The sequence below is a fragment of the Streptomyces sp. NPDC097617 genome, from assembly GCF_044761485.1.
In the GTDB taxonomy this organism is placed as follows: domain Bacteria; phylum Actinomycetota; class Actinomycetes; order Streptomycetales; family Streptomycetaceae; genus Streptomyces.
In genome coordinates this window covers 60,556-82,362 of the sequence record NZ_JBIWCL010000003.1, presented here as the reverse complement: position 1 = coordinate 82,362, position 21,807 = coordinate 60,556, and the positions used below count along the sequence as shown (strand labels likewise).

The 21,807-nt window shown below is 71.9% G+C and carries 20 protein-coding genes; 11 read left to right on the top strand and 9 right to left on the bottom strand.

Annotated features, from left to right (window positions below; genetic code table 11):
* The first annotated feature begins 81 nt into the window (after positions 1–81).
* A complete protein-coding gene (locus ACIQZO_RS06665; RefSeq protein WP_403621153.1) occupies positions 82–378 on the top strand; it encodes a PLD nuclease N-terminal domain-containing protein in 297 nt (98 codons plus the stop codon).
* Between the two features lie 103 nt (positions 379–481).
* Here ACIQZO_RS06665 and ACIQZO_RS06660 read toward each other — a convergent pair whose 3' ends face one another.
* A complete protein-coding gene (locus ACIQZO_RS06660) occupies positions 482–847 on the bottom strand; it encodes a cupin domain-containing protein (protein ID WP_403621150.1) in 366 nt (121 codons plus the stop codon).
* A 97-nt stretch (positions 848–944) separates the two neighbouring features.
* Between ACIQZO_RS06660 and ACIQZO_RS06655 the strand changes: the two genes are divergently transcribed.
* Positions 945–1,409 carry a MarR family winged helix-turn-helix transcriptional regulator gene (locus tag ACIQZO_RS06655; RefSeq protein WP_403621148.1) on the top strand — a complete coding sequence of 155 codons (465 nt, stop codon included), beginning with the start codon at positions 945–947 and terminating at the stop codon, positions 1,407–1,409.
* Positions 1,410–1,477: 68 nt separating this feature from the next.
* Here ACIQZO_RS06655 and ccsB read toward each other — a convergent pair whose 3' ends face one another.
* The 7 genes from ccsB to hemL all read right to left on the bottom strand — a co-directional run bounded on the left by ccsB (position 1,478) and on the right by hemL (position 9,232).
* A complete protein-coding gene (gene ccsB / locus ACIQZO_RS06650) occupies positions 1,478–2,581 on the bottom strand; it encodes a c-type cytochrome biogenesis protein CcsB (RefSeq protein ID WP_403621146.1) in 1,104 nt (367 codons plus the stop codon).
* Positions 2,578–4,290 (bottom strand): cytochrome c biogenesis protein ResB, encoded by a 1,713-nt coding sequence (locus ACIQZO_RS06645; RefSeq protein WP_403621143.1) that lies wholly within the window; start codon positions 4,288–4,290, stop codon positions 2,578–2,580. The genes ccsB and ACIQZO_RS06645 overlap by 4 nt, the downstream gene beginning before the upstream one ends.
* A 13-nt stretch (positions 4,291–4,303) precedes the next feature.
* Positions 4,304–5,077 (bottom strand): cytochrome c biogenesis CcdA family protein, encoded by a 774-nt coding sequence (locus tag ACIQZO_RS06640; RefSeq protein WP_403621140.1) that lies wholly within the window; start codon positions 5,075–5,077, stop codon positions 4,304–4,306.
* Positions 5,078–5,081: 4 nt separating this feature from the next.
* Positions 5,082–5,714 carry a TlpA family protein disulfide reductase gene (locus ACIQZO_RS06635; RefSeq protein WP_403621137.1) on the bottom strand — a complete coding sequence of 211 codons (633 nt, stop codon included), beginning with the start codon at positions 5,712–5,714 and terminating at the stop codon, positions 5,082–5,084.
* An 89-nt stretch (positions 5,715–5,803) separates the two neighbouring features.
* Complete coding sequence (locus ACIQZO_RS06630; RefSeq protein ID WP_403622090.1) at positions 5,804–7,027, bottom strand: hypothetical protein; 1,224 nt, start codon at positions 7,025–7,027, stop codon at positions 5,804–5,806.
* Between the two features lie 187 nt (positions 7,028–7,214).
* Positions 7,215–7,913, bottom strand: a complete 699-nt coding sequence (locus tag ACIQZO_RS06625) for a histidine phosphatase family protein (RefSeq protein ID WP_403621134.1) — start codon at positions 7,911–7,913, stop codon at positions 7,215–7,217.
* The gene (gene hemL, locus ACIQZO_RS06620; RefSeq protein WP_403621131.1) at positions 7,910–9,232 is read right to left on the bottom strand and encodes a glutamate-1-semialdehyde 2,1-aminomutase; all 1,323 of its coding nucleotides are present in this window, start codon (positions 9,230–9,232) and stop codon (positions 7,910–7,912) included. The genes ACIQZO_RS06625 and hemL overlap by 4 nt, the downstream gene beginning before the upstream one ends.
* Before the next feature lie 133 nt (positions 9,233–9,365).
* Between hemL and ACIQZO_RS06615 the strand changes: the two genes are divergently transcribed.
* Entirely contained in the window at positions 9,366–9,965 is a 600-nt protein-coding gene (locus ACIQZO_RS06615) for a hypothetical protein (protein ID WP_078851388.1), read from the top strand.
* A 584-nt stretch (positions 9,966–10,549) separates the two neighbouring features.
* Here the strand turns inward: ACIQZO_RS06615 and ACIQZO_RS06610 are convergent.
* Entirely contained in the window at positions 10,550–11,977 is a 1,428-nt protein-coding gene (locus ACIQZO_RS06610) for a hydrolytic protein (RefSeq protein ID WP_403621128.1), read from the bottom strand.
* A 163-nt stretch (positions 11,978–12,140) separates the two neighbouring features.
* On the opposite strand from ACIQZO_RS06610, the gene ACIQZO_RS06605 reads away from it, so the two are divergent.
* The 8 genes from ACIQZO_RS06605 to ACIQZO_RS06570 all read left to right on the top strand — a co-directional run bounded on the left by ACIQZO_RS06605 (position 12,141) and on the right by ACIQZO_RS06570 (position 21,804).
* Positions 12,141–12,806, top strand: coding sequence for a LuxR C-terminal-related transcriptional regulator (locus tag ACIQZO_RS06605; RefSeq protein WP_403621125.1), 666 nt, complete (start codon positions 12,141–12,143; stop codon positions 12,804–12,806).
* A gap of 188 nt (positions 12,807–12,994) precedes the next feature.
* Positions 12,995–16,153, top strand: coding sequence for a hypothetical protein (locus ACIQZO_RS06600; protein ID WP_403621123.1), 3,159 nt, complete (start codon positions 12,995–12,997; stop codon positions 16,151–16,153).
* On the top strand, positions 16,150–16,854 hold the full coding sequence (locus tag ACIQZO_RS06595) for a DUF4255 domain-containing protein (protein ID WP_403621120.1): 705 nt from the start codon (positions 16,150–16,152) through the stop codon (positions 16,852–16,854). The genes ACIQZO_RS06600 and ACIQZO_RS06595 overlap by 4 nt, the downstream gene beginning before the upstream one ends.
* Complete coding sequence (locus ACIQZO_RS06590) at positions 16,851–18,944, top strand: ATP-binding protein (RefSeq protein ID WP_403621117.1); 2,094 nt, start codon at positions 16,851–16,853, stop codon at positions 18,942–18,944. The genes ACIQZO_RS06595 and ACIQZO_RS06590 overlap by 4 nt, the downstream gene beginning before the upstream one ends.
* 169 nt (positions 18,945–19,113) lie before the next feature.
* The gene (locus ACIQZO_RS06585; protein WP_403621114.1) at positions 19,114–20,670 is read left to right on the top strand and encodes a phage tail sheath family protein; all 1,557 of its coding nucleotides are present in this window, start codon (positions 19,114–19,116) and stop codon (positions 20,668–20,670) included.
* Positions 20,671–20,714: 44 nt separating this feature from the next.
* Complete coding sequence (locus ACIQZO_RS06580) at positions 20,715–21,155, top strand: phage tail protein (protein ID WP_030388073.1); 441 nt, start codon at positions 20,715–20,717, stop codon at positions 21,153–21,155.
* Positions 21,152–21,649, top strand: a complete 498-nt coding sequence (locus ACIQZO_RS06575) for a hypothetical protein (protein WP_403621111.1) — start codon at positions 21,152–21,154, stop codon at positions 21,647–21,649. The genes ACIQZO_RS06580 and ACIQZO_RS06575 overlap by 4 nt, the downstream gene beginning before the upstream one ends.
* Positions 21,646–21,804: a DUF6760 family protein gene (locus tag ACIQZO_RS06570; protein WP_327263844.1), complete on the top strand. Its 159-nt coding sequence runs from the start codon at positions 21,646–21,648 to the stop codon at positions 21,802–21,804. The genes ACIQZO_RS06575 and ACIQZO_RS06570 overlap by 4 nt, the downstream gene beginning before the upstream one ends.
* Positions 21,805–21,807: the final 3 nt, after the last annotated feature.

The window sequence follows — 21,807 nt, the reverse complement described above, 5'->3', positions numbered from 1 at the left end:
TATCCGTCACCAACTACCCTGGGGGCGTCACCGGGGCCCGACGCGGGCCCCCCGTCACTGACTGGGAGTCGGTCCCACACCGTGCTGCGCTATCTGCCGTTCCTGCTGATCCTCGCGCTGACCATCTACGCCTTCATCGACTGCCTGAACACGCCTGAGGAGGAGGTCAAGCACCTCCCCAAGGTGGTCTGGGTGATCATCATCCTGCTCTTCTCCATCGTGGGGCCGGTGGTGTGGCTGTTCGCGGGCAGGCGGCGGGTGGGATCGGGCGGCGGCCGGGCGCGCCGGACGCAGTGGGTGGCGCCCGACGACAACCCGGAGTTCCTGAAGTCGCTGCGCGACGAGCAGGAGAAGAAGGACCGGGACGACAAGGACTGAGCCCGGCCGACCGGTCCGGTGCGACGCGGCTCGGCGCGGTGCGGGTCGAGTGCGCTGCGGGTCGAGTGCGCTGCGGGTCGAGTGCGGCGCGGCGCGGGCGTCCCTAACGGGCCCACGGGAGTACGCGGGTGCCCTCCTCCCCCGGGACCGTCACCACCCCGTCGGCGCGCATCGCGACGTACGCCTCGAAGGTCTCGGCGGCGTGGATCCGGCGCGGCACGTCCGGGGGCAGGACCAGGGCCTGGCCGGCCGTGACCCGCTCGGTGCGGCCCTCGCAGGTGACCTCCAGGAAGCCGGCGGTCAGGGTCCACACCTGCTCGCGGCTGACGGAGTGCTCGGGGCCGGTGGATCCGGCGGGCATGACGACGTGCCAGCTGCTGAGCTCGCAGCTGCCGCGACTGGGGGCGGCGAGGCCGGTCATGGTGGCGTTGGGGGTGACGGTGACGTTCTCGGGCGAAACGCTGATCACGTGCAAGGCAGGTCCTCGTCTTCCGGGCGCGAGTGAGTAAAGCTTCTTTACTCAGCGAGAGTAAAGCAGCTTGACTCGGTCGTGTCACCATATTTGTGTGACGAGAGACGAGAACGAGGGCGTCGAGCTGCTGTTCCTGCTCGGCCTGGGCTTCCAGATGCTGCTGAGCGAGTTCACCCGGCGCGTCGCCGAGGCCGGATACCCGGACCTGCGGCCCGTGCACGGCATGGCCTTCCAGGCCATCGGGGGCTCCGGTGTCACCGCCACCGAGCTCGCCGAGCGGCTCGGGGTGACCAAGCAGGCCGCGGGACAGATCGTCGACGACCTGGAGAAGCGCGGCTACGTCCGCCGCGAGCCGCACCCCGAGGGCGGCCGCCGCAAGCTGGTGGTCCTCACCCCGGCGGCCCGGGACCACCTCGCCGTCGCGGGCCGGATCCTGCACGAGCTGGAGGCCGAACTCGGCCACGGAACCGACCTCGCCGCCCTGCGCCGAGGGCTGGGGCAGGTCGTGCGCACGTTTCACGGGGAAGGACCACTGCCGCCGCTGCGGCCCGTGTGGTGACAGGGCCCGGTTGCTCGCCGGTGGCACGGCTCACGAGGGCCGTGCCACCGGCGTACCGCTTCCGCCGGTCAGACGCCGGCGTACGAGTGCTTGCCGCTGAGCAGGATGTTCACGCCGTAGTAGTTCCAGATCCAGCAGGCGAAGGCGAAGAGCGCGAGGTACGCGGCCTTGCGGCCCTTCCAGCCGGCGGTGGCGCGGGCGTGCAGGTAGCAGGCGTACGCCACCCAGGTCACGAAGGACCAGACCTCCTTGGGGTCCCAGCCCCAGTAGCGGCCCCAGGCGTCGCCCGCCCAGATCGCGCCCGCGATGATCGTGAAGGTCCACAGCGGGAAGACGGCCGCGTTGATGCGGTACGAGAACTTGTCGAGGGAGGCCGCCGAGGGCAGCCGCTCCAGTACCGAACTGCGGAACCTGCCCGGCGTGCGGCCCGCCTCCAGCTGGCTCTCGTAGGAGTCCCGGAAGAGGTAGAGGACCGCGCCGGCGGCGCCGATGTAGAAGACGGCGCCGCAGAAGATCGCGGTGGAGACGTGGATCCACAGCCAGTACGAGTGCAGGGCCGGGACCAGCTGGTCGCTGTCGGTGTAGAGCCAGGTGACCGCGATGCCGAGGTCCAGCAGGACGGTGGTGACCAGGATCAGGCCGAGCCAGCGGATGTTCTTCTTCAGGGCGAGGAGCACCAGGTACGCACCGACGGCCACCGTGGAGAAGGTGATCGAGAACTCGTACATGTTGCCCCAGGGGGCCCGCTGCACGGACATGGCGCGGGCGACGACCCCGGCCGCCTCGATGAGGAAGGCGAGCGCGGTCAGCGAGACCGCGATCCGCCCGTACAGGTCGCCCTGCACGGTGCCGCCGGCGGCGCCCGGGCCGTCCGGTACGTCGCGGATGCCGGCGGCGGAGCGGGTGGTGACCTTGGGCTGGTCGAGGACGGCGGTGGCGCCGGCCTTGCCGCGGACCTGCACGGCGGGGGCGGCCGCGGCCGTCCCGGCCGCTCCGGCCTCCTTGGCGGCGGTCAGCGCGGCGGCCGTACGGGCCACCTTGCTGCGGCTGCCGAAGGTCCACTCGGCGATGTGCGCGAAGAAGGCGAGCATGTAGACCGCCATCGACGAATAGATCAGGTAGTTGCTGATCTCAGCCAGATTCTCGTTGGCTGCGGCTGCGAGCGGCGTCATCCGCGCTCTCCTTCAGGGGTTTCTTCAACACGTGTTTCGGCCAATGCGGCAGGAGCGCTCGGCGCCTGCCGGTGCAGCGTGGCGGCGAGCTCCGCCAGTTCCTGGGGGAGCCTGGTGGACTCGCTGCGGCCCAGACCCGCCATCTCGACGACGGTCACTCCGTCCTTGCCGGTCACCGCGCGGACCCAGATCCGGCGGCGCTGGATGAACAGCGATCCTGCCAGGCCCGCGATGGCGGCGATCGCGCCCGCGAGGGCGAGGCCGCTGCCGGGCTGGTGGGTGACGGAGAAGGTGGCCCACCGCTCGATGCCCTCGAACTTCACGGTGCCCGCCCCGTTCGGCAGGGTCATCGTGTCGCCGAGCGCCAGCTTCTGCTTGAACTGCTGGCCCGACTCGTCCTTGAAGGGCTCCAGCTTCGCGGTTTCGAGCCGGTAGACGTTCTGCGGCAGCCCCGAGTCCACGCCGAGGCTGCCGTGGAAGGCGTTGAGCATGAGCTGCGGGTTCAGGAGGGCGGGGAACTGCGAGAACATCGTGCCCATGCCCTCGCCGGCGAAGCTCGGCACGAAGACGGCGTTGAAGCCGAGCTGGTCCTTCTTGCCGTCCTTGTCCTTGTAGCCGTCGGTGACCTTGACGGCTCCGGTGGAGGTGAGGTTGGCGTCCTGCGGGAGCATCGGCACGGCGTCCTTGAAGATCACCTTGCCGGTGGGGTCGGTCACCGAGACGATCGGCGCGTAGCCGTGGCCCAGCAGGTACACCTTGGAGCCGTCGACCTCGAGGGGCTCGTTGACCTGGATCTCACGCTTCTGGGGCGCACCGTGGGCGCCGTCCGAGAAGGTGACGTACGCCTTGAAGTCGCGCGGGGTGCCCCGCTGCGGGCCCGTCATCTCGTACGTCGCGTCGAAGCGGTCCAGCGTGAAGCTGAAGGGCGGCAGGTCGTCCGGGTCGAAGAGGGCGCCTGACTTGAAGTCGTCGTACTGGGTGAGCGTGTTGGAGAAGCCGCTGCCGCGCAGGACCAGCTTGCCGCCCTCGGACTTGAAGTACTGGCCCCAGGCGAAGGCGACCAGCATCACGATCAGCGCGACGTGGAAGATCAGGTTCCCGGCCTCGCGGAGGTAGCCCTTCTCCGCCGCGACGTGGCCCGTGCCGTCCTCGGTACGGAAGCGGCTGCCGCGCAGCACCTCCCTCGCGGACGCGAGGACCTCGTCCGGGGTCTTCATGGTGCGCCAGGTGGTGTGGGCGGGGAGCCGGTCCAGACGGCGGGGCGCGCCCGGCGGACGGCCGCGGAGCTGGCCGACGAACTGCCAGGAGCGCGGCACGATGCAGCCGATGAGCGAGATGAAGAGCAGCAGGTAGATCGCGGAGAACCACACCGAGCTGTAGACGTCGAAGAGCTGGAGGGCCTCGGCGACGCCCACGTACGAGCCGTTCGCCCGCTTCCATTCGACGACCTTCATCGGGTCGACGTTGCTCTGCGGGACGAGGGAGCCGGGGATGGCGCCCAGGGACAGCAGGAAGAGCAGGATCAGCGCCACCCGCATGGAGGTGAGCTGGCGCCAGAACCAGCGGACCCAGCCGATCACGCCGATGCCGACGGCCGGCCCGCTCGGGCTGTCCTCCAGCGGCGCGGTGGAGAGCTGGGCACCTGCCGCGGCGTCGGTGGGGTCCGCCGCGGCGGACGTGTCGGAGCTCGCTTTGTCTGTCGTACTCATGTGCCTTTAGTCCTCAGATCCCCACCGTGAAGCTTTGGGTCCAGCTCTGCATGTCGCTGATGATGCTGTCCCACAAACCTGTGACGAGCAGCAGACCGGTGAGGATCAGCATGCCGCCACCGATGCGCATCACCCATGCATAGTGCTTCTTCACCCAGCCGAACGCACCGAGTGCCTTGCGGAAGGCGATCGCGGCGGCGATGAACGGCAGGCCGAGCCCCAGGCAGTAGACGACCGTCAGCAGCGCGCCCCGGCCGGCGCTCGCCTGGTCGATGGAGAGGGTGTTGACGGCGGCGAGGGTCGGTCCCATGCAGGGGGTCCAGCCGACGCCGAAGAGCACCCCGAGCAGCGGCGCGCCGACCAGGCCGGCCGTCGGCTTCTTGTGGAAGCGGAACTCCCGCATCGTCAGACCCGGGATCGCCCCCATGAAGAAGAGGCCGAGCACGATCACCAGACCGCCCAGGACCCGGGAGATGATCTCCTTGTTCTCCTGGAGCTCGGCGCCGAAGTAGCCGAAGAGCGCGCCGGTGGAGACGAAGACGGCCGTGAAGCCGGCGATGAACAGGCTCGCGCCCGCCAGCATCCGGCCCCGGCGGGCCTCGGCGAGGTCGGCGCCGCTGACGCCGGTCACGTAGGAGAGGTAGCCGGGGACCAGGGGCAGCACGCAGGGCGAGAAGAACGAGACGAGGCCCGCGAGCAGCGAGATCGGCAGCGCCAGAAGCAGCGCCCCGTTCAGGACCGTCTCGTTCACGCCCGTGACTTCCGCGGCGAGGATGTGCTCGACCACAGCGTCACTGCTCCGCGAGGAGCGGGTCGATCATCGATCGCAGCTGTTCCTCCGTGACCGCGACCAGGGTGCGGGCGGCGATCCTGCCCTCCTTGTCGAGGACGATCGTGGAGGGGATGGCGTTCGGGTTGAGCGTGCCCTTGGGGAAGCGGAGCATCAGCTTGCCGGCGGGGTCGAAGAGGCTCGGGTAGGTGATCCCGAAGCTCTCCTCGAACGCGGTCGCGTTCCGCTTGCTGTTGTCGCGGGTGTTGATGCCCACGAAGGCGACGTCCTTGCCGGCGTCGGCGAGCTCCTTGGACACCTTCGCGAAGCTGGGGGCCTCGGCCCGGCAGGGCGGGCACCAGGAGCCCCACACGTTCAGGACGACGACCTTGCCCTTGAGGGCAGTGGTGTCGAGCGTTCCGCCGTCGACCGTCTCGCCGTCGAGCTTGGGGGCCGCGGTGCGCTCCGCCGCGGAGACGGTGGAGATGCCGCTCGCGCCCGTGACGTAGTTTCCGCCCGACCCGCCGGCAGCCTTGCCGCCGTCGGAACCCGAGCATGCCGACAGCGTGAGGGCGCCCGCGAGGGTCACCGCGGTCAGCAGGGTGGCACGGCCGCCGGTCGAGCGGCGGCGGCGGGGGGCGCGGCTAGGGCTCATGTGAAAAGTTTCGCATGAGCAATTCGCGGATCTTGCGCGCCCCCCGGAGGGATGTCAATGCCCTGGTCAGGCGATACTCCGCGGAACCGTCAGCTTGCGGCCAGGTACGCGCTCCAGCCGCCGGCCGGGGCCTGGCCCGGGCCGAGACCCCGGAGCCTGGCGAGCATCTTGGGGTCCTGGACCTCCAGCCAGTCGGCGAACTGCCGGAATGATACGAGGCGTACATCCCTTTTGTCCGCCATGCCCTTGAGGGCTTCCTCGACGGCGTCCATATAGATGCCGCCGTTCCACTCCTCGAAGTGGTTGCCGATGAAGAGGGGAGCGCGGTTGGTCTCGTAGGCCCGCCGGAAGCCGCCGAGGTAGGTGGCCGTGGCCTGGGCCCGCCAGCCCGGGTAGTTGGCGGGCAGCCCCCTCGTGCTGTTCTTCGACTGGTTGGCGAGGATGTTGTAGTCCATCGAGAGGACCTCGAAGGAATGCCCCGGGAAGGGCAGGGACTGCAGCGGCAGGTCCCAGATGCCCGACCTGCGCTCCGGCCAGACCTGGAGTCCGCCGGGCGAGCTGGAGTCGTAGCGCCAGCCCAGCCGCTGGGCCGTCGGCAGCAGGCTGTCCCGGCCGAGCAGGCAGGGGGTGCGGGCGCCCTTGAGTTCCCTGGCGTAGTCGAAGGGCAGGGGTTCGAGGTCGGTGAAGCCGGTGTTCGTGCGCCAGTTGGTGACGAACGACACGGCCTGGTCGATCTCGCTCTGCCAGTCCTCCTGGGTCCACCGGGCGACCGAGCCGGATCCGCCGCAGAAGTGGCCGTTGAAGTGGGTCCCTATCTCGTGCCCGTCGAGCCAGGCCTCGCGGACGTACTTGAGGGTGGAGCGGACGTTCTCGTCCTTGAGGTAGCCGATGTCCGAGGCCCCGACGGGGTTGTTCGGCGGCCGGTAGAGGTGCTGCTTCGACTCGGGCAGCAGGTAGATGCCGGAGAGGAAGAAGGTCATGGCCGCGCCGTGGTCCTTGGCGAGCTTGAGGAAGCGCGGGAAGAGGCCGTTGCCGATCTCCCCCGCGCCGTCCCAGCTGAAGACGACGAACTGCGGCGGGGTCTCGCCCGGCTGGAGCGGCACGGGCGCGTCCGGCTGATTGGGCTGCGGGCCGGTGTCGGAGGTGGAACCGTCACCGATGGGCCTGGACTCCGGCTTCCGGCCGGGCTTCGGATTCTTGACGGGTCCGGGAGCGCCGGGACCCGGTTCGCCCGATGAGCCGCAACCCGCGATACCCGCGGCGGCCGCACCGAGTCCCAGTCCCAGCAACCCCCTCCGACTGACTCCCCTGATGTCGCGCATGTCACCGTCCCCACTGTCGATCACCCATACCGACCGAAGTCCATATAAACGGACAATCAGATCTGGTATGCGAGCTGACACGGTGATTCCCGCGCGTCTTGTATTTAGTTGGGGAGAACCGTAACGGCCTGTAACAGTCCGCCGATCAGGCCTGGATCACGTCCGGATCAGGCCCGGATCAGGCGCCGAACGCCTTCGACTTGCCCTTCACCGGCTTGGCCCCGGCCAGCAGATGGGCCGGGACCAGGTCCCGGGCCGGCTCGCTGTAGCCCACCGAGACGAGCTTGTCGCCCTGGAAGGTGAAGGACGTCATCGAGGCGAGCGTGCACTGCCGGCGCCGCGGGTCGTGCCACAGCCGGCGCTTCTCCGCGAAGCTGCGCACGATCCAGATCGGCAGCTGGTGACTGACCGCCACCGCCTCACGGCCACGGGCCGCGTCGCGCGCCGCCTCCAGCGCGCTCATCATCCGGACCACCTGCTCGACGTACGGCTCGCCCCAGGACGGCTTGAACGGGTTCGTCAGGTGCTTCCAGTTGCCGGGCTTGCGCAGCGCGCCGTCACCGACACCGAAGGTCTTGCCCTCGAAGACGTTCTCCGCCTCCAGCAGCCGCCCGTCGGTCGCCAGGTCCAGGCCGTGGACCTTGGCGATCGGCTCCGCCGTCTCCTGCGCCCGCTCCAGCGGGGAGGACACCACGTAGGCGATGTCGCGGCCCTTGAGGTGCTCGGCGACCCGGTCCGCCATCTGCCGGCCCAACTCGGAGAGGTGGTATCCGTCACGGCGCCCGTAGAGCACGCCGTCGGGGTTGTGCACCTCACCGTGGCGCACCAGGTGCACGACGGTGATCTCGGGGGTGGCGGGCGTGGCGCTGCTGCTCATGCGGTGGCCTCCGCGGCGGCTCGGGCGGCGGCCGGCAGTGCGGCCGCGATGCGCTCGATCGCCTTCTCGTCGTGGGCGGTGGACACGAACCAGGACTCGAAGGCGGACGGCGGCAGATAGACGCCCTGAGCCAGCATCGAGTGGAAGAACCCGTTGAAGCGGAAGCTCTCCTGCTTCTTCGCGTCGTCGTAGTTGCGCACCTCGTCCTCGGTGAAGAAGACGGAGAACATGTTGGACGCGGTCTGCAGCCTGTGCGCCACGCCCTCCTTGGCGAGCGCGCCGGTGACCAGGCCCTGGATCTCCCGGGAGACCGCGTCGACCTTCTCGTACGCGGCCGCGTCGAGCAGCCGTAGCTGCGCGAGACCGGCGGCGGTGGCGATCGGGTTACCGGAGAGCGTGCCGGCCTGGTAGACGGGACCGGCCGGGGCCAGGTGGCCCATGATGTCGGCGCGGCCGCCGAAGGCCGCGGCGGGGAAGCCGCCGCCCATGACCTTGCCGAAGGTCATCAGGTCGGGCCGCACCCCGTCGATGCCGTACCAGCCGGCGCGGGAGGTACGGAAGCCCGTCATGACCTCGTCGGAGATGTAGAGCGCGCCGTTCTCACGGCAGAGGTCCGCGAGTCCCTGGTTGAAGCCCTCGGCGGGGGTGACCACACCCATGTTGCCGGGCGCCGCCTCGGTGATCAGGCACGCGATCTCACCGGGGTGCGCGGCGAACGCCGCCCGCACCGCTTCGAGGTCGTTGTAGGGGAGGACGATCGTGTCGCCGGCCTGCGCGCCCGTCACACCGGGGGTGTCCGGCAGCGCGAAGGTCGCCAGACCGGAACCGGCGGCGGCCAGCAGCGCGTCCACGTGACCGTGGTAGCAGCCGGCGAACTTCACGACCTTGGCGCGACCGGTGAAGCCGCGTGCCAGCCGGATCGCCGACATGGTCGCCTCGGTGCCGGAGGAGACCAGGCGGACCTGCTCCACCGGTTCGATGCGCGCGACGATCTCCTCGGCCAGCGCCACCTCGCCCTCACCGGGCGTACCGAAGGACGTACCACGGGCGACGGCGGCCTGGACGGCCTCGATCACATCGGGGTGCGAATGGCCGAGGATCATCGGTCCCCACGAGCACACGAGGTCGACATACTCACGACCGTCGGCATCGGTGAGGTACGGACCGGTCCCGGACACCATGAACCGGGGCGTACCGCCCACGGCGCGGAAGGCGCGGACGGGAGAGTTCACGCCGCCCGGGGTCACGAGGGAGGCGCGCTCGAAGAGCGTCTGCGAAACTGGGGCTTCATACGGGTACGGGTAGCTCACACCAGCCATGGTCTCAGAGGCCGCGACAGACTTGCGGACGGGCGTTTCACCGCGTCGCCGCGGGGGAGGTCACTGCCATGATGATCAGGCTGCGTGGCGGGGGCCGCGGGGCCGTGGCAAGCAAGACCAGTCGGGTGGAGATATGCAACGCGGTGGTGGACCGGGCGAGGGAACGGACGGCCTCGATCCGCAGCGCGCCCGCGAGGCCCGCCGCCGGGGCAAGCACCGCCGCCGCGGGACGGAGGCGGCCGACGCCGTCCCCGTGCCCACGAGCCCGTCCGACGACCTGCCCAAGGGCCGCGGCATGGGAGTGACGTACAAGTACTTCGGCGCCCCCGACGGCGCCACGGCGGCCCGGGTCCCGGTCACGATGCGGCCGGAGGAGCTCGGCGGCGACGAGCTCGGCATGGGCGGCCTCTTCACCAAGATCAAGCCGGAGACGGTGGCCGCGATGGTCCTGACCGGCATCGAAGGCATACCCCTGCACAAGGTGCCCCCGCTGGAGCTGGTCGTCCTCCACCCCGATTACGCGGTGGTCAAGCTCCCGATGACCGTGGTCGACCCGCTGCGCGGGATCGGCGAGGAATCGGTGGGCGCGGCGGCCTTCATCTGGTCCACGGTGCCGGACCGCGGCGGCCCCAGTGACGCCTTCAACGTCTACCAGCTGCTCCACGAGTGGCAGGATTTCAGCCACCGCCTCCATGAGGCCGGCCACCAGCCGTACTGCCTGGTCTGGCCCTGACAGGAGCTCCGGCGAGGAGCGGCCGGGTCCGGGCGTCCCCGGATCGGGGAGGTTCTGCCCCCGGGCGCGCCCGCAGGCTCGTCCCGCACGGGCGATCGCACGGGTAGGCAGGAGCGCGTCCCGCCGCACCTCCCGAGAGACACATCCCACACGAGTTCCCGCCCGCGGCAGGCGGCGGCCGAGGCCGGCGAGGCCCTCGAGGCAGGCAAAGAGGACGCCGCGGTCCGGCGGGCGACCCCGCACCAGGCGCGCTCCGGTATCCGGGGCGGCTCTCGACGCGCCTCTGTGCGAGGAGACGGAGTGCCGGCTCGGCGTCGGCGGACCCGGAATCCGGGCTGCCGGTGAAGGCCCCCATGCAGGGACCGGGCCAAAAGAGAGAGACCGATTCAAGCCATTTTTGGCGGTGCGTCAACAGGGGCCGTGGCTACCGGGGGTTACCCGTGCCACGCACTGCCGAAACGAAAGTGTGCGGTTGCGTGGGGAACACCCGATCGATACTCGGGAGTAGCTATTTCCGGACGCCGGGGCAAAGGCCCTCTTTGCCCCGGCGTGCAACCTGACCGACTATGTCCGTGCCGCTCGGGTCACCGGAGGTCGCTCAGTACGCCGCTCACGTTGAGCACCTCGTGGCACTCCTGCGCCTGACGGCCGGTGGCCGGCGTTCCTGGCTTCGCACAGGTCACCTGCACGGTCACAGTCTGGCTCTCGGTGATGCTGATGGGGGTGACCCAGTGGTAGTCCTGGTTGCGGAATGTCTCCAGTGCGATCGTTGTGATCTTTCGGTCGCCGAAGTCGATGGTCACCACACCTTCGTCGCCCTGGAAGTTGGCGACAACGATGTCCGTGATTCCGAAGGCCTTGCCGGCGGGCACCGTGTAGGTACCGGTCTTGCTCTGCCCGCCGCCCGTCTGCAGGTCGATGGTGGCCGAGCTCTGCTGCCCGCCGATCCCGGTACCGCCGCCCCCCGTGCCACCGCCGGTGGCGCCTCCCTGGCCGCCGCCGCCCGCACCGGGCTGGGTGCCGGTGCCCTTGCCGCCGCCCGGCTGCTTGCCGTCGCCGGTCACCGGGGTCTGCCCGTTCAGGTCCGCACTGGGCGCCGGCTTCTTCTGCGCCTCCTCGGCGGCCTCCTTGGCCGTACTGCGCACGGCGGGACGCACCAGCAGGAACCAGGCGAGCAGCAGCGCGAGCAGCGCGGCCAGGACCGCGAGCAGCCACTTCGGGAAGATCGGGATCTGGACGAACTCCGCGTCCAGCGAGGCCCGGACGGGTTCCCGCTCGGGCCGGTCCTTGGCGTCCTTCGCGTCCTTGCCGTCCTTGCCGTTCTTGGCGTTCTTGGCGTTCTTGGCGTCACCGCCACCGTCGCCGGTACCGGCCGCGGCTTCGGCTTCGGTTTCGGCCACCTCAACGGTGAACGGCCAGGTCACCGGCGTCCCGAACCATACGGGCCGGCCGGTGCGGACCCGCAGCACCACCTCCGCCGACTCCCCCGGCTCCAGCTTCAGCTCCGTGGGCGTGAAGGCGAACTTCAGTTCCTCGCCCGCCTGCCCCGGCGTGAACCCCAGCCGCACCGGGCAGTTGCCCTCGTTGCGCACGGCCAGTCGATAGCGTCCTCGCAGCCAGCCGCGGCGCCGCCTGGGAGCGCTCTCAGCCCGCAGTTCCCGGAATTCCTCGATGTGCACGGTGGTTTCGGGGACCCGAACGGCCTCGGGCTGCTCGGTCGGCAGCACGCGCACGGCGAGCGGCACGTCTCCGGCCCGAACCTGTGGTGAACGGGGCGGCGCCAGCCGGATCGTCACCGTCTCCGAGGTGCCGGGGTAGAGCGACACCCGCTCCGGTTCCACCGTGGTCCAGGCAGCGCAGTCGCCGACGACCTCCAGGCGGTACGCCTCGACGATGTCGCTGTCGTTGCGGACGGTCAGGCTGGTGGATGCGGTACCGCCCGGCGTCACGGTCACCGGCGGGATGTCGAGGCCGGGCGCGCCAGGGCTTGAAGAGGCTGCTGGGGATATCACACCTCGACGCTACGCCGCCGTCCCCGCCGCCTCCACGGACGCGGGGGCAACGCCCCGGGCAACCCCGATGCCCCTGCGGACGCCCGTCAACTACGCGTGCCCGAGCTCGCCTTGCTCATCCCTCCGTCTGTAACGCCACACATGCATCCTGGAACAGGTACACATGACCCCGCTTGAGAACAACGGACCCCTGTCCTCGTCCGACGCCGGCAAACGGGTCACCGTGGCCGTGTACGCAGCGGACCCGATCCTGCACGTCGGGGTCGTCCACCAGCTGCGCCAGCGCCCCGAGATCGAACTCGTCGACGCCGCCGACGGCGCGCAGGTGTCGCTCGTCGCCGTGGACAGCGTCGACGACGAGACGGCCTCCCTGCTGTACCGGCTGCGGCACGACTCCAGCACGCGCACCGGGCTCGTGGTCGGCACCTTCGAATCCGGGGACGCCCTGCAGCGCGCCATCGAATGCGGGGTCACCGCGGTGCTGCGACGCGGCGAGGCCGACCAGGACCGGCTCCTGCGCCTGGTCCTGGCGATAGCCAACGGCGAGGGCGTGCTGCCCGGCGACCTGCTCGCGAAGCTCCTCGACCACGTGGGCAGCCTGCAGCGTTCGACCCTCGACCCGCACGCCGTGTCCCTGTCCACCCTGACCTCGCGCGAGGTCGACATGCTGCGCCTGGTCTCGGAGGGCCTGGACACCGGGGAGATCGCACGCAAGACCTCCTACTCCGAACGGACCGTCAAGAACGTGCTGCACGAGATCATCACGCGGCTGAACCTGCGCAATCGCACCCATGCGGTCGGCTACGCCCTGCGCAACGGGCTGATATGACCCTACGGAGGCCCCTGCGGCGGGTGCCGTCGGTCCGCCTGCCCGGGCGGCCCCCACCCCCGCTGCCCGAAAGCGCACCGGGCGCTTCCCCCGGGTACGGCCCCGCGGCCCTGCCGGGCGCGCGCGCCGGGCACCAAAGTGGCGGGGTCGTACGTGAATTGCTGTACCGGACTGTGAGGTGGACCGTGATGGGCACGGGTGGCTCAGACAGTCGTCGACGCCGCTGGGGGAGGACCGGCGCGCCGTTGCTGCTGCTGGTCCCCCTCCTCGCGGTGACGGCGGCCACCGGCCCGGGCGACGCCGAGGCGCGCCCCCAGGCAGCCGACGCCGGTGACGGCCGGGTCGTGTACGCCGGCACGCGCCACCGCAGCCTGGGCCGCGTGGCGACCGGCACGTCCACCACCCCGCTGTTCGGCGAGGGTCCGGCCCACCTGGACACCCAGCCCGCCGCGCTGGGCGACCAGTTGGTCTTCGCGGGCCGCCGGGACGAGCGGACCCCGCAGGTCTACCTGCGCTCCGCGGACGGCTCGGTGCGCCGCCTGACCAGCGGCCTGGACGCGGCGAACCCCCGACTGACACCGGACGGCCGGGCCGTCGTGTTCGACTCCGCCCAGTCCGCCGGATCCGGCGGCACCCAGCGCGACCTGTGGCTGGTGCGCACCGACGGCACCGGACTCACCCGGCTGACCGACTCCCCCGCGAACGAGGAGCACCCCACGGTCTCGCCGGAGGGCGGCCGTCTGGCCTACTCCTCCGACAGCGACCGGGCCGCCGGGCGGCAGGTCTACGTACGTCCCCTGCGCGGCGGCGCAGCCACCCGCGTCACCGACCCCGTTAACGGCACGGCCACCGAGCCGGTGTGGAACCCGGTGGACGACAAGGCCAACCGGGACGTGATCGCCTACACCGCCACCGTGGCGGCCGGGCCCCGCCTGCGGTGGACCGACGGGCGCACCGACGGACCGCTGCTGGCGGGCGCCCAGGCGAACTGGCGCACCCACGGGGCAGGTTGGCTGCCCGACGGGAAAGGTGTGCTCTTCCTCAGCCCGGACCGCACCTGCGACTGCGAGGGCGACTGGGACCACGTCTTCCGGGCGCCCGCCCACTCGGCGGACGCCCCCCAGGTGGTGCTGAGCGAGGACCGCGAGATCGGCCCGCCCACCTGGCTCGGCCCGCTGAACGGCGGCGGCGTCGTGGTCGAGCGGACCTCGGCGGCCCGACCCCACGTGGTGACCCTGCAGGACGCCCGGATGGACGGCTCCGACCCCCGCGACCTCAACCTGCCGATCCTCAAGGAGGACCCGGCGGCCGACACCAACACCGACCCCGCGAAGGACCCGCTGTTCCAGCCCGGGCCCGGGTTCGACCCGTGGACCGAGCGGCAGAACTACACGCCCGACGGGCGCCGGATCGTGCTGACCCGCTTCGAGGACACCGAGGCCGGCCGGATCGAACGGATCTGGATCGCGGACGCCGACGGCACCCACGCCACCGCCCTGCCGCTCGCGGGCCGCGGCCCCAAGGACTGGGACACCGACCCGACGTTCTCCCCCGACGGCCGGCTCCTGGCCTTCACCCGGACCTCGCCCGGAGGCACCGGCGGCGACACCGGCATCCCGCGCATCCTGATCGCGGACGCCGCCACCGGCGCGATCCGCGGCGAGATCACCGCGCCCGGCGGCGGGGACCGGCTCGGCGACGCCCAGCCCAGCTGGTCCTCCGACGGCACGACCCTGGCCTTCACCCGCAACCTCGTGATCAAGGGCAACGGCGGCAACAAGCACATCTGGACCGTGCCCGTGGACCACCTGGACCGCCAGCGCGACCTGAGCGCCACCCTCTGCCCCGGTGCCTGCGAAGTCATCGACGACAGCCCGGCGTTCTCGCCCGACGGCGCCACCATCGCCTTCAACCGCAAGAACGGCGGCGGCCGCGTCGACGAGCGCAGCGGCATCCTGCTCGCCTCCGCGGCCGGCGGCGGCGCCTGCCGGGTCCTGCTGCCCGACGCCGCCCGCGACGTGCCGGGGGCCTGCGGCCGGGAACTGCCCGAGCCCACCTCCAAGGGACCGTTCCAGCCCCGCGACGCCGCCTGGACCGCCGACGGCAAGAGCCTGGTGCTCAGCGCCCGCGGATCACGGGCCCCCAACAGCCCGGAGAAGCTGAAGCTGGTGGACGTGGCCTCCGGCGACCACGGCCTGCTCGTCACCGGCCTGCCGGGCCGTCAGAAGGAACCCGGCGTACAGCAGTCGGTCGACCTCGCCGTGCGGGCACCCGAGAAGTCCGCGCCGCTCACCGTCGGCGGCTCCGCCACCGTCCGGGTCGACGTCGTCAACCAGGGCCCGGCGGCCTCGCCCGGTACCCGGCTGACCGTCGCGCCCCCGCTCGGCGTGAGCGTCACCGCGCTCACCGCGCCCGGAGCCACCTGTGACGCGGCCGCGCTGACCTGCGCCCTGGGCGTGGTGCCCCCCGGCACCACCGTCCCGGTGACCGTCACCCTCACCGGCGTCACCCCCGGGGACCAGCCGGTGGACTGGTCGGTCACCGGCACCGTGCTCGACCCCCGCCCGAGCGACAACTCCGGCCGGACCGTGGTGCCGGTGCGCGAAGCACCCGTACCCCCGAAGCCGACCCCCACCCCGCCGACGCCCACCCCGGCCCCGCCGACCACCGCCCCGCCGCAGCCCGAGCCGCCCGCACCCCCGGCCGGCCCCGGGCTGAGCATCACGGCCCAGCCGAACCCCGGCTACGTGGGCGGCCGCGTCGTCGTCACCTACACCGTCCGCAACGGCCGCAATGCCCTGGCCACCGGCCTGCGGCTGCGCATCGGCCTCCCGCAGGGCGTGCCGAGCGCCGGTCCGCCGCCGGGCTGCGACCAGAACGGGGAGTGCGTCCTGCCGGACCTGGCGCCGGGCGCACGGACCGTCCTGCGGGTCGTCCTCAACCCGGACAAGGCGCTCACCGCCCAGGTGACCGGCACCCTGACCACGACCGGTACGGACGCCGACCCCCGTGACAACACCGCCCAGCAGCAACTGCGCATCCTCCAGCCGCGCATCGTGGCCGTGCCGCCGATCGGCAGGCCCGGCTTCGTCACCTCGGTGCGCGGCGAGGACTTCCCGCCCGGCGCCCCGGTGCGGTTCACGTGGAAGCCGGGCATCACGGCGGCGGCGGCACCGACCGTCCCCCGCCGCGACGGCACCTTCATCGGCCAGCTGCTGATCCTGGCCAAGGACCAGACGGGCCCCCGCGTCATCATCGCGAGCGGCCCCGGCTTCTCGCCGGTGCAGACCGACTTCCTCGTGGTCAACGGCTCGGTGCAGCCGCCCGACGAGGTGACCCGCCGGTGATCCACGAAGTCGACGAAGGGCTGCGCCGGCTGCTGGCGGAGTCCGGCCTGGAGGCCTCGGGCGTCGAGGTGGTCTTCGACGCCCCGACGAGCGACTGGGCGGCGCGCCGCACCGCGCCCACGGTCTGCGTGTTCCTCTACGACATCCGCGAGGACCACACCCGGCGCGGAAGCGGCGCGGGCGAGGTGTACGACGCGGACGGGTTCGTCGTCGCGCGCCGCACCCCGCCGCGCTGGTTCGAGCTGACGTACCTGGTCACCGCATGGGCGACCCGGCCGCAGGACGAGCACCGGCTCCTCTCCCAGGTGCTCGCCCGCCTCGTGACCACCGACACGCTGCCCCCGCACCTGCTCACCGGCACGCTCGCCGAACTCGGCCTGCTCGTCGACGTGGACGCGGGCGGCACCGGCATGGACGCACCGGCCGCCTCCGACGTGTGGTCGGCGCTCGGCGGCAACCTGAAACCGTCCCTCGGGCTGCGCGTGAAGGCCCCGCTGGCCGGCATCAGCCGGGGCGCGGCCCCGCCGGTCACCGAGGGGCTCGTCGTGAACTCCGTATCGCAGACCGCGCCGGACACGACCGAGGGCGGCCGCCGGCTGCGCTACACCGAGCTCGGCGAGCCGGGACCGGAGGGCTTCGGCGGATCCCGGGAACGGCCGGGCGCTCCCGCGCGCCGCCGACGGGGGGAACGGCAGCCGTGACCCAGACCGTACGGACGGCCCCCGCGCCCGCGGCGCCGGCCGACACCACGCCGTACCTGTGGGCACGGCTCCAGCTCGTCGAGGAGCGGGTGCGCCGGGCCGTGGAGCTCCGGCGGGCCGTCGACCCCGACCCGGACGCCCCCTACCGGGGCCAGTACCTCACGCCCGAGGCGGTCGCCCGCCTTCTGGACGCACCGCACGGCTCCGCCCTGTCCGCGCTCGCGCCGGCCGCGCCACCGCCCGGCTCACCGCTCGACGTGCTCGCCACGCGCTTCGCCCTGGAACCGCTCGACGTGGACCTGCTCCTGGTGGCCGTCGCGCCGGACCTGGACGCCCGCTTCGAGCGGCTCTACGGCTACCTCAACGACGATCTGACGCGCCGCCGGCCCACCGTCGGACTCGCCCTCGAACTGTGCGGCCGCACCGGATCGGCGAGCGCGCGGTTGCGGCTCTCCCCCACCGCGCCGCTCGTCGCGGGCGGTCTGCTGGAGGTCACCGAGCCGGAGCGGCCGCCCCTGTCGAGGGTGCTGGCCGTCCCGGACCGGGTCACCGCCCATCTGCTCGGCGACGCCTCGCCCGATCCGGGGCTGGCCGATGTGCTCGGCCGGGCCCACGAGGACCCGGCCGTCGACCCGGCCGAGCTGCGGCGGGCGCTCGCCGCGGCCGGCAGCGGCACCCGCCACGTCCACCTGCGCTCCCGCGGTGGCGATCCCGAGGGCCTGGCGGCCGCCGCGCTGCACGCGTGCGGGCCGGGTCCCCTGGCCCTGGACACGGCGGCGCTGGCCCAGCAGGCCCGCGCCGTGACCGCCATCGCCCGCACCACCGCCCGCGAGGCCCGCCTGACGGGCGCCGGGGTGCTGCTGGGGCCGCTGGAGGAGCTGCCCGACAAGCCCGACGAGCGGGCCCGCGTCCTGCGCACGCTGTGCACCGCGCTGCGCGGCATCCCCCTGTTCACCTACGGAACGAGCGGCTGGGAACCCGCCTGGGCGGCCGACACCCCCGTCACCCTGACGGTGGCCGCCCCCACCCCCGACCGGCACGTCACCCGCTGGCGGCACGCGCTGGAGGGGGCTTCCGCAGGACGCGGCACGGACGTGGACGCCCCCGCGCTCGCCCGATCCGTCTCCGCGCACCGCCTCGACGCCGGGCAGCTGCGGCGCGCCGCCGACACCGCGGTGCGCACCGCCGCTCTCGACGGGAGCCCGCTCACCCCCGACGGCCTGCGCATCGCCGTACGGGCCCAGAACGGCGCGGGGCTCGCCCGCCTCGCCCGCCGGGTGGAGCCCGCGGTGGGCTGGGACGACCTGGTGCTGCCCGATCCCACCCACCGCCGGCTGCGTGAACTCGCCGTACGCGCCCGCCACCGCGACCAGGTGCTCGGCCAGTGGGGCATGCGGCCCGGCGGCGGGCGCGGACGCGGGGTGATCGCGCTGTTCGCCGGGTCCTCCGGCACCGGAAAGACCATGTCCGCCGAGGTGGTGGCGGCCGACCTGGGCATGGACCTGTACGTGGTGGACCTGTCCACGGTCGTCGACAAGTACGTCGGCGAGACCGAGAAGAACCTGGAGCGCATCTTCACCGAGGCGTCGGCCGTCAACGCGGTGCTGCTGTTCGACGAGGCCGACGCGATCTTCGGCAAGCGCTCGGAGGTGAAGGACGCCCACGACAAGCACGCCAACATGGAGTCGGCCTACCTGCTCCAGCGGATGGAGTCCTTCGACGGCATCGCGATCCTCACCACCAATCTGCGGGCCAACCTCGACGAGGCGTTCACCCGCCGCCTCGACGTGATCGCGGACTTCCCGGTGCCCGACGCCGCCCAGCGCCTGGCCCTGTGGGAACGGTGCCTGGGCGACCGGCTGCCCCGGGCCGGCGACCTCGATCTCGGCTTCTGCGCCGACCGCTTCGATCTGGCCGGAGGCTCGATCCGGTCCTGCGCCGTGACGGCCGCCTACTTCGCGGCCGCGTCGGGCGAACCGCTGGCCATGGGCCAGGTGGTGACGGCGGTCGCCCAGGAGTACCGCAAGCTCGGACGCCTGGTCCTGGAGAGCGAGTTCGGGCCGTATCTGAGCCAGGTCACCGCCGTGTGAGCCGGGGCGGCCGACGCGCGTAGCCCGGTGCCTGGCCGGTCCGGCGGGGGCGACCCGAAGGGCATCGCACTTGCCCCCGGCCAGGTCCGAACGTCCTTGTCCCGGACGGCGGTCGCCGGAAAGGCTGTGGCCAGACCTATTTGCGCAGCTGTGACCCGAAGGAGCGAGCATGCCGACGTACCTCACCCCGGGCGTGTACGTGGAGGAGGTGCAGTCCGGTGCTCGCCCGATCGAAGGGGTCGGCACCGCCGTCGCCGCGTTCGTGGGCTTCGCCCAGAGCGGCCCGTTCCACGAGCCGACGCTGGTCACCAGCTGGGACCAGTACTCCCAGCGCTTCGGCGGCTTCACGGAGGGCACCTACCTGCCGCACGCCGTCTACGGGTACTTCGCCAACGGCGGCGGCGCCGCGTACGTAGTCCGCGTCGGCGGGCCGGCCCAGAACGCCTCCGCGCCGGCCGCCGCGGGCACCCTCCCCCAGCCCCGCGCCGCGGAGCCGGTCGAGCTCGGCGGCTTCCTCGTCGCGGCCCGGCCGGGCGTCAGCGGAGTGTCGGTGGAGATCGCCGACGCGGACGGCGAGAACCCGCCCGAGGACCGCTTCAAGATCCTGGTCCGCCAGGGCGAGCAGGTGGCGGAGACCTACGAGGTGTCCGCCCGCAAGAACGTCAAGGGCTACCTCCTCACCCAGACCCGTGCCTCGAAGCTGATCGAGGTCACCGAGCAGCGGGGCGCGACGCAGACCCGGCCCGCCGGGCAGACCGTCGTCCTGCCCGACGCCTCCGCCGCGGCGCCCGCTCCGGCCGGCGGCGGCGTGGCCCGGCTCGACCCGGCCGAGTACGTCGGCGACTCCGCGGCCCGCACCGGCTTCGCCGGCCTGGAGACCATCGACGAGATCACCATGGTCGCGGTGCCGGACCTGATGAGCGCCTACGAGCGCGGCGACATCGACTCCGAGGGCGTGCGCACCGTACAGCTCGCGGTGATCTCGCACTGCGAGCAGATGGGCGACCGGGTCGCCGTCCTGGACACCCCGCCCGGACTCTCCGCGCAGCAGGTGCGCACCTGGCGCAACGACGAGGCGGGCTACGACTCCCGCTACGCCACCCTCTACTACCCGTGGGTGCGGGTCTTCGACCCGGCCGCCGGGCGCAACACGACCGTCCCGCCGAGCGGCCACGTCGCCGGCGTGTGGGCGCGCAGCGACGCCGAGCGCGGTGTGCACAAGGCCCCCGCGAACGAGGTGATCCGCGGCGCGGTGGACCTGGAACTGCGCCTCAGCAAGGGCGAGCAGGACCTGCTCAACCCGATCGGCGTGAACTGCGTACGGGCCTTCCCCGGCCGAGGCATCCGGATCTGGGGCGCCCGCACCCTCTCCTCGGACCCGGCCTGGCGCTACCTGAACGTGCGCCGCCTCTTCAACTACCTGGAGGAGTCCATCCTCCTGGGCACCCAGTGGGTGGTCTTCGAGCCGAACGACGACCGGCTCTGGTCGAGCATCCGGCGCAACGTCACCGCGTTCCTCACCGAGGAATGGCGCCGGGGCGCACTGTTCGGCCGCACGGCGGCGGAGGCGTTCTACGTCAAGTGCGACCGGGACAACAACCCGCAGGAGTCGATCGACCAGGGCCGCGTGGTCTGCGAGATCGGTGTGTCGCCCGTCAAGCCCGCCGAGTTCGTGGTGTTCCGGCTGGCCCAGTTCTCCGACAGCACCAGCCTCATCGACGAGTGACCCTCCGGGGCAGCAGCAGCAGCAAGGAAAGGTGAAGGACAGTCATGGCAGAGGGCGATGCTCTTTCCACCCATATCTTCGGCGTCCAGCTCGGCGGCTACCTGGTCGAATCGATCCAGGAGATCAGCGGTCTGACCGTCGAGGAAGAGGTCGTCGAGGTCCGCCAGGTCAGCGCGGAGGGCAAGCAGATCATCCGCAAGCAGCCCGGCGCGCGGCAGGCGGGCGAGGTCACGATCACCCGGGGACTCGACAAGAGCAGTGAGTTCACCAAGTGGATCAAGGAGACCCTGAACAACGGGGCCGTCGACACCGCTCGGCAGAACCTCACCATCGAGATCAAGGACTCCACGGGCGCGACCGTCCGCCGCATCCAGCTGATGCAGGGCTGGGCCTCCAAGTGGGAGGGCCCCTCCCTCAAGGCCGGCGAGTCCGCCGCGGCCACCGAGTCCGTGACCATCGTGTTCGAGGAGATCATCGTCGAATGAGGCGCCGCACGGTGACGGCGGGCAACCTGGAGGAGATCCTCCAGGCCACTGCGCCCGCCACGGCCCCGGAGCCGGCGGCCGCATCCCCGGCCGCCGCCGCTCCGGCGGCGCGCGAGGACCACGGGCTGCGGACGGAGTTCGAGTTCGAGCTGCCGCGCGGGTACGTCGACGAAGCGGGCACGGTGCACCGGCACGGCTCGATGCGCCTGGCCACCGCCCGCGACGAACTGCGCCCGCAGATCGACCTGCGGGTCAAGGAGAACCCGGCGTACCTGAGCGTGGTGCTGCTCAGCCAGGTGATCACCCGGCTCGGCACCATCACCGACGTGCACGCCGGGGTCGTGGAGCGCATGTACGCGACCGACGTCGCGTTCCTCCAGGACTTCTACCGGCGCGTCAACAGCGAGGGGCACACCCGCGCGGCCGTCACCTGCCCGCACTGCGAGGGCGGTTTCGAGGTCGACCTCTCCGGTGGGCGCCTGGGGGAATCGTGACGTACGCCCTCCCCCGGCTCAGGGAGGAGATCGCGTACATCGCCTACCACTTCCACTGGCAACGCGACGAGATCCTCGACCTGACCCACGGCGAGCGCCAGGAGTGGGTCTCCGAGATAGCTCGCATCAACACCCGTGTGAACGAAGGCGGTTGAAGG

Bases quoted from the DNA above. Each gene is read 5' to 3' on its own strand.
- ccsB (WP_403621146.1), bottom strand. From the start codon at position 2,581: ATGACGCCGCTCGCAGCCGCAGCCAACGAGAATCTGGCTGAGATCAGC.
- ACIQZO_RS06645 (WP_403621143.1), bottom strand. From the start codon at position 4,290: ATGAGTACGACAGACAAAGCGAGCTCCGACACGTCCGCCGCGGCGGAC.
- ACIQZO_RS06635 (WP_403621137.1), bottom strand. From the start codon at position 5,714: ATGAGCCCTAGCCGCGCCCCCCGCCGCCGCCGCTCGACCGGCGGCCGT.
- ACIQZO_RS06625 (WP_403621134.1), bottom strand. From the start codon at position 7,913: ATGAGCAGCAGCGCCACGCCCGCCACCCCCGAGATCACCGTCGTGCAC.
- hemL (WP_403621131.1), bottom strand. From the start codon at position 9,232: ATGGCTGGTGTGAGCTACCCGTACCCGTATGAAGCCCCAGTTTCGCAG.
- ACIQZO_RS06615 (WP_078851388.1), top strand. From the start codon at position 9,366: ATGCAACGCGGTGGTGGACCGGGCGAGGGAACGGACGGCCTCGATCCG.
- ACIQZO_RS06605 (WP_403621125.1), top strand. From the start codon at position 12,141: ATGACCCCGCTTGAGAACAACGGACCCCTGTCCTCGTCCGACGCCGGC.
- ACIQZO_RS06600 (WP_403621123.1), top strand. From the start codon at position 12,995: ATGGGCACGGGTGGCTCAGACAGTCGTCGACGCCGCTGGGGGAGGACC.
- ACIQZO_RS06585 (WP_403621114.1), top strand. From the start codon at position 19,114: ATGCCGACGTACCTCACCCCGGGCGTGTACGTGGAGGAGGTGCAGTCC.
- ACIQZO_RS06580 (WP_030388073.1), top strand. From the start codon at position 20,715: ATGGCAGAGGGCGATGCTCTTTCCACCCATATCTTCGGCGTCCAGCTC.
- ACIQZO_RS06575 (WP_403621111.1), top strand. From the start codon at position 21,152: ATGAGGCGCCGCACGGTGACGGCGGGCAACCTGGAGGAGATCCTCCAG.